The following is a 7513-nucleotide window of genomic DNA, read 5'->3' as shown; positions in this document are numbered from 1 at the left end:
GGCAGGGATGCCACCATATTGCCCGGGATCACGGACTATACCTGGATGCAGATCTACAGCGAGACGGGAAACGATCTGGAACGATGGGCCACGGAGAAGCATTTCACAAGTTGGCTGGGGCTATCTCCGGGGCAGAACAGCTCAGGCACAAGTAGCAGAAGGGTCAAGCGGAAGGGGAAACCGCTGACCGGACAGATATTCCGTGTCATTGCACAGGGACTCCTACAGAGCAAGAAAATAGCGATCGGGGAATTCGGACGAAGGCTTCGGGCCAGAAAAGGGCCTATGATCGCCATCAARGCCATGGCCAACAAATTGGCAGCACAGTATTGGCGACTGATGGTAAAGGGGACYACCTATGTGGAACAAGGGGTGCAGACCTATGAAACACAATTGAAAAAGCAGAAGGAAAAGTACCTRAACAGGTTGGCACTGGAGTTCGATATGAAATTAGAGAAGATACATTGACCTGATTAACAATAGGTTATACAACATGTCATTGGTAGCTGCCTTTGTCATCCTGAGCGTAGTCGAAGGATCTGTACGGGGTACCAAATGTAGATGCTTCGACTACGCTCAGCATGACATGTAGGAAGATTGCTTCGTTCCTCGCAATGACGTTGAATCGCAAGGACGTTGAATGTCAATGACGTAGAAAATTTACTCAGATGTCTTCGGGGCTTCGACTTCGGTAATGATATAAATATCCTCCGAAGATTTTTTCATTTTATATTTTTCGCGAGCGATGCGTTGGATCTCGCTCTGATTGAATTGAACATCCTTAATAGACACTCCAATCTTTTCGGTCTCAGCCGTATAATAAGCCTTTTCAGCTTCCAATTTTCCCTTTTCCTGCTGAAAACTTACCTGAGTCGCCACATCATAACGATCAAAAAATAACATCCACACGACGAAGGCAATGCCTGTAATCAGGTATTTATTTTTGATGGTTTTGATAAAACGTTCCATAGCTGCTCAACAAAGAAATAAAAATTCAGTTAAAGATAAAATATACTTGGCAACAATGCAAAAAACAAAGCAAAGTTATCTTCTTTAACAAAAGAAGCCGCATCAAAATGACACGGCTTCTTCCTTACAAAAAATAAAAAAAATTATTTCTTAGGTGCATATTTGAAGTTCTTACCAATGAACTTCGCATTGCTTCCCAATTCTTCCTCAATACGTAATAATTGGTTGTACTTAGCAATCCTATCTGAACGAGAGATAGATCCCGTTTTGATCTGACCACAGTTCAATGCCACCGCTAAATCAGCAATCGTGAAATCTTCTGTTTCTCCAGAACGGTGAGACATTACCGACGTATAACCATTTGTCTGAGCTAATTGAACAGCATTGATTGTTTCGGTCAATGATCCGATTTGGTTAACTTTAACCAAGATGGAGTTTCCAACACCTTTATCAATACCATCCTGTAAACGTTTGGTATTTGTAACAAATAAATCATCACCAACCAACTGTACGCGGTCGCCGATCTTATCTGTCAACAATTTCCATCCTTTCCAATCATCTTCAGCCATACCATCTTCAATAGAAATGATCGGGTATTTTGCAGATAATTCTGCCAGGTAATCTACCTGCTCTTCGATGGTACGCGTTGCACCGCCTTTACCTTCGAATTTCTTGTAATCGTATTTTCCTTTTTCGAAGAATTCTGTAGAAGCACAGTCAAGTGCTAAACAGATATCCTTTCCTGGTTTGTATCCTGCTTTTTTGATCGCTTCCAAAATGGTTTCGATCGCATCTTCCGTACCTTCGAAAGTTGGAGCGAATCCACCCTCATCGCCTACTGCTGTAGAAAGATTACGGTCATGAAGGATTTTCTTCAAGCTATGGAAAACTTCTGCACCCCAACGCAATGCCTCAGAGAATGATTCAGCACCTACTGGCATGATCATGAACTCCTGGAATGCGATCGGAGCATCCGAGTGAGCTCCACCATTGATGATGTTCATCATCGGCAATGGCAAAGTGTTCGCATTTACTCCTCCGATATAACGGTATAATGGTTGACGACTTTCCTGCGCTGCAGCTTTGGCAACTGCCAAAGAAACTCCTAAAATAGCGTTTGCTCCTAATTTACCTTTGTTCTCGGTTCCATCAAGATCAATCATCAATTTATCAATTGCATTCTGCTCGAAAACATCAACACCTTCCAAAGCTTTCGCAATCTTTGTGTTTACATTTTCAACGGCCTTCAAAACACCTTTTCCCAGGTATTTCTTCTTGTCACCATCACGTAATTCAACTGCTTCATGTGCTCCTGTAGAAGCTCCGGATGGAACTGCTGCACGACCAACGAAACCGTTCTGTGTAGTCACATCAACCTCTATTGTAGGATTTCCGCGCGAATCCAAAATCTGGCGCGCATGTACGTCAATTATCAAGCTCATTTTTGTATGTGGTTTATTTTCTTTTCCTTTAACTTAGTGTATTAATAACACTAATATAACAATAATTATATCTTATATCAAAATTAACAAAAAAAACCATGTATGGGTACATACATGGTTTATTAAATGTTTTATAAATGTTAACCTTTTATCATCGCGATGAAATCATCGAACAGGTATCTTGAATCGTGTGGACCTGGGGATGATTCCGGGTGATACTGTACCGAGAAGGCTTTCTTACCTTTGATACGAATACCTTCGATCGAGTCATCATTCAAGTTCACGTGGGTAATCTCTACCTTATCCGAATTCTTGATATCTTCTGCTACTACGCCAAAACCGTGGTTTTGGGAAGTGATCTCACATTTGTTGGCGATGATGTTTTTTACTGGGTGGTTGATACCACGGTGACCATTGTGCATTTTGCTCGTGCGGATATCGTTCGCCAAAGCCAAGATCTGATGGCCTAAACAGATACCGAACATCGGTTTGTCTGCTTCCAAAATATCCTTTACGGTTTGGATGGCATAATCCATGGCTGCAGGATCTCCAGGGCCATTGGAAATAAAGTAACCATCAGGATTCCATTTTTCCATTTCCTCAAAACTTGTCTTTGCCGGGAAAACCTTAGCATATACCTGACGGGAATCAAAGTTTCGTAGGATGTTCTTCTTGATCCCTAAATCCAAAACTGCTACGCGGGTTGGAGCGCCTTCATCTCCATAGAAATAAGGTTCTTCCGTCGATACTTTGGAAGACAATTCCAAACCATCCATAGAAGGAACTTTGGCCAATTCTGCTTTCAAGGATTCTACATCCAGGTTCTCGGAAGAGATGATCGCATTCATCGCACCTTTGCTGCGGATATGACGAACCAATGAACGCGTGTCAATGTCTGAAATACCCACCAAATTCTCTTCTTCGAAGTAATTTTGGATGGATTGATCAGCCATTTTACGGCTATAATTGATGTTATAGTTTTTACAAACCAAGCCTGCAATTTGGATTTTCTTAGATTCCTCATCCTCATTATCGATACCATAGTTTCCGATATGCGCATTGGTAGTCACCATGATCTGTGCATAATAAGAAGGATCGGTGAAGATCTCCTGATAACCTGTCGTACCGGTATTGAAACAAATCTCTCCGGTGGTCGTACCGATCTTTCCGGCTGCCTTTCCATGAAAAACTGTTCCATCCTCAAGGACTAAAATTGCTGGCAATTTGCTGTAGTTGGTCATTCTTATTTCTTTTATTAAGTATATCCGTGGGTATGAGTAGAGCTTCGCCTTGGCGCACAAAAAAAGCCCAAATGGGCTATATAATCAATTTATGTATTGATGTAAAGTTGTACAACTTTTTGTGATGCTATCGGGTAGAAGGTTTCTTTCATTTTATTGGGAGACAAAGGTACAAATTATTTTAAATTCCGAAATAAAAAATGAAAAAAGAACTATACCCGTCATTGCGAGGAGGTACGACGAAGCAATCTTTGGACTAATCGAAAGATTGCTTCGTTCCTCGCAATGACGGGTATAGTTCCTCGCAATGATGCAAGAGGCCTCCTCCCAATAACACCCCTTACTTCGTCAACTTAAAAATATCATTTCCGAAAACAAAGATCATCAAGGCTATCAAAATAAAAAACCCGACCATCTGCGCTCTTTCCAAGAACTTCTCCGATAATGGCTTCCCTTGAATCATCTCAATCGTCAAAAACACCACATGACCACCATCCAATGCCGGAATCGGCAATAAGTTCATAAACGCCAAAGCCATGGACAACATCCCTACCAAACTCCAAAAACGCAACCAATCCACTTCCGTTCCGAACATGGTAGCAATGCCCACCGGTCCTGATAATGCCTTATCCGCACGAACCTCCCCTTTGAACATCTTACCAAAGCCTTTAATATTATCCGTGATCACAGAGAATGCTTTGCTCGCGCCGATAGGTAAAGATTCCATCAAGCCATAAGAATGAACCACCATCGGTAAGTTTCCAAATCCTAAGGCCGTTGTGGTATCCGCTTTCGCAGTCAAGTTCATCGCCGACCCATTACGTATCACGCCAAGATTGATATCTTTTCCTTTATTCGCCTGTACCAAATCCCTAAACTGATTCAAATGCAACGGAGCAACGCCATTGATACTAACAATACTATCCCCAACCTGCAATCCCATATGATCTGCTCTCGAATCCTTTTCGATCTTAGATACCGGTAGCATCTTAAAAATAGGCTGTACAAACTCGTTCTTCTTATGATCAGAAACATCGTTCAAAATATCCGGTGGAAGCGTAATTTTCACTTCCTGTCCAGCACGGTCCACGGTCAATACCGCATCACCCATCAAAACATCCGAGGTCATCAGGTCCTCAAAAAACAGATTCGCTTTATTTCCATTGACCGCAAGGATCTTATCTCCTTCCTTCAGTCCAACCTTTTCACCAATGATTCCTGGCTTCACACCGTAGATCTTATTGTTATCGATATCTGTGGTACCATACTTAAAAGTGATCATCCAGAACACCAAAATACCGACAATGATATTCACGATAATACCGCCCAACATCACGATCAAACGTTGCCAAGCTGGTTTAGAGCGGAATTCCCATGGTTGTGGTTCTCCTTTCAACTGCTCGGTATCCATCGATTCATCGATCATCCCCGCAATCTTCACATAACCACCCAATGGTAGCCAACCCACACCATATTCACATCCTTTATAATTGAACTTGAACAATTTTACACCCCAGGCATCAAAGAACAGGTAAAATTTCTCCACCTTGATCCCAAATGCACGTGCGGCCAGGAAGTGACCAAGTTCGTGTAGTATAATCAATAGCGACAGGCCTAATAACACCTGGGCTACCATAATGACGATTCCCATTTATTTTTTATTAATTGTATATAATCTATTTATTACTGAAACGAGGTATTAAACTCCGTGCCACTCTCCTACTTTCAGCATCATAATGCAGATAATCCTCTAATTTCAAATCATCTTGCCAAGAAATCTGACACAATGTCTCTTCAATGACATCGCTCATCCCCAGAAAACTGATCTGATCCTGTAAGAAAGCCTCCACCACGATTTCGTTCGCACCATTTAAGATACAAGGACTGTTCCCGCCTCTTTCCAACGCTTGATAGGCAAGTTTCAGATTCCTGAAAGCCTCCATATCCGGTGCTTCAAAAGTCAAATTTGGATAATCCACAAAGCTGAAGCGTTTGAAATCATTCTGCAAACGAGCTGGATAGGTTAAGGCATATTGGATAGGCAACTTCATATCAGGCACTCCTAATTGTGCTTTAATGGACCCATCCTGAAATTGCACCAGTGAATGTACGATAGACTGCGGATGGATGATCACCTCGACCTGATCTGCAGATAGGTCGAACAACCATTTGGCTTCGATCACCTCCAACCCTTTATTCATCAAGGAAGCAGAATCGATGGTAATCTTTGCCCCCATCGCCCAATTTGGATGTTTCAAGGCCTGCGCTTTCGTTACAGCAACCAGATCTTCCCGAGTTCTACCTCTAAAAGGTCCTCCAGAAGCCGTCAATATTATTTTTTCTATTGGGTTGCTTTCTTCTCCAACCAAACATTGAAATATCGCCGAATGCTCAGAATCCACCGGCAATAAACGCACCTGATGTTCTTTTACCAGCTCATTAATCAATGCGCCAGCAACCACTAAGGTTTCTTTATTGGCAAGTGCAATATCCTTCCCTTTTTTGATAGAGGCAACCGTTGGTTTCAAACCAACAGAACCTACAATAGCGGTCAACACCACATCAATATCATCCCGTTGCACAACCACTTCCAAGGCTTCCACCCCACTCAGCACCGAAATGCCCAGCGGTTCCAAAGCTTCCTTTGCCTTTTGATAAGCCTGCTCTTCACAGACCACCACCACCTTCGGATGAAAGGCTTTTGCCTGTTGGATCAACAGATCGGCATTCCTACCGATGGTCAATACGGTTACTTCAAATTGTTCGGGAAAAGCGGCTACAACTTCTAATGCTTGAGTTCCTACGCTACCTGTTGAGCCTAATATGGCGATTCTCTTTCTACTCAATGTTGAACTAATTAGATGAAATTATCGATCAGTGAAGGATCTGCTCCCCCTTTATAAAACTTCATCATATCCACATACACAATGGACATCACAATGCTCACGATAGGGATGATAACAAATGAATTCACTAAACCTAAAATTTGGGATAACAAGGTATAGCCAAAATATTCCGCCCCCAATTGCAATAAATGGGTGGATGCTACAATTAATATAACGATCAATAACCGGAATACATTGCCTTTGGTCATCGCCAAACTGAATTTATAGGATTTGAAGGTATTGAATCCATGTTCGATAATGAAAAATGGATAGAAGGTCGTTCTTATCAATACAAACAACATAATAACTCCTGTTAAAAAAGGATGGACCTCCGAACGCACCGTATCCATGCTTATCCCCAAAAACAATAAAGGAAAGCAAAGCACATACATTACCAAATAAACCACAAAAGCAATCAGGGAATAGAACAACAATCCGATGATGTAGTTCACGAATTGGGAAAAGGAAGGCACATAGCCCCAAAATCCCGGTTTCTTTTCTCCCCTAGCCAATACGATGGCATTTTTTAACAGTACCAATTGCAAACTAAAATATAAACCTATAAACAGCAGTAACAAGAGCACTTTCAAGCCCATGAAATACGAATCCGAATAAAAGGATAAGTAGCTGGATAAATAGGTAGACAGGTTGGAGGTTATAAACAAAAGAAAACATAGCCCTGCAATAGAAACATAGTTCCTCATCAGGATGTCTATAGCCCTTAAAAAGACGTCGTTCGCCTTAAAAGTAATGTCTTTTAAATAATTTAGCATGGTGTTATTAATAGTGCAAATATGATAATTTTTTTGGTTGTACCATATGTTACACCATGAAAAAAGGCTAAGAATACATTTGAGGGCACTGAAAAAGTCTCAACTTTTTAATGAGATTTAAAGAAATGACTGAGTACAAGATTTATCTTACTCGGTCATTTTTGTTCTAAGGATTTCTGAAAATTTGTTTTTTAATGGTTTTA

Annotated in this window: 7 protein-coding genes; 1 reads left to right on the top strand and 6 read right to left on the bottom strand. The window is 41.3% G+C overall.

All coding sequences use genetic code 11. The features are described from left to right. On the top strand, nt 1-468 hold a 468-nt coding region (locus CRJ00_RS16605; RefSeq protein ID WP_144038186.1), incomplete at its 5' end, for a transposase. Between the two features lie 192 nt (nt 469-660). Here CRJ00_RS16605 and CRJ00_RS16600 read toward each other — a convergent pair. The 6 genes from CRJ00_RS16600 to CRJ00_RS16575 form a co-directional block, all read right to left on the bottom strand. Then, nucleotides 661-969 carry an FtsB family cell division protein gene (locus tag CRJ00_RS16600; protein WP_099367864.1) on the bottom strand — a complete coding sequence of 103 codons (309 nt, stop codon included), beginning with the start codon at nt 967-969 and terminating at the stop codon, nt 661-663. A 143-nt stretch (nt 970-1112) separates the two neighbouring features. Continuing rightward, nucleotides 1113-2411 carry a phosphopyruvate hydratase gene (gene eno, locus CRJ00_RS16595; protein WP_099367863.1) on the bottom strand — a complete coding sequence of 433 codons (1299 nt, stop codon included), beginning with the start codon at nt 2409-2411 and terminating at the stop codon, nt 1113-1115. 140 nt (nt 2412-2551) lie between these two features. Further along, nucleotides 2552-3652 (bottom strand): glutamine-hydrolyzing carbamoyl-phosphate synthase small subunit, encoded by a 1101-nt coding sequence (gene carA, locus CRJ00_RS16590; RefSeq protein WP_099367862.1) that lies wholly within the window; start codon nt 3650-3652, stop codon nt 2552-2554. A 340-nt stretch (nt 3653-3992) separates the two neighbouring features. Beyond that, nucleotides 3993-5303: an RIP metalloprotease RseP gene (gene rseP / locus CRJ00_RS16585; RefSeq protein WP_099367861.1), complete on the bottom strand. Its 1311-nt coding sequence runs from the start codon at nt 5301-5303 to the stop codon at nt 3993-3995. Between the two features lie 25 nt (nt 5304-5328). Next, complete coding sequence (locus CRJ00_RS16580; protein ID WP_099367860.1) at nt 5329-6498, bottom strand: 1-deoxy-D-xylulose-5-phosphate reductoisomerase; 1170 nt, start codon at nt 6496-6498, stop codon at nt 5329-5331. Between the two features lie 11 nt (nt 6499-6509). Next, nucleotides 6510-7310 carry a hypothetical protein gene (locus CRJ00_RS16575; RefSeq protein WP_099367859.1) on the bottom strand — a complete coding sequence of 267 codons (801 nt, stop codon included), beginning with the start codon at nt 7308-7310 and terminating at the stop codon, nt 6510-6512. Nucleotides 7311-7513 lie beyond the last annotated feature (203 nt).

The organism is Sphingobacterium sp. 1.A.4, from assembly GCF_002734245.1.
Classification (GTDB): Bacteria; Bacteroidota; Bacteroidia; order Sphingobacteriales; family Sphingobacteriaceae; genus Sphingobacterium; species Sphingobacterium tenebrionis.
The sequence above is the reverse complement of the archived record's forward strand: the minus strand, read 5'-3'. Positions and strand labels throughout refer to the sequence as shown.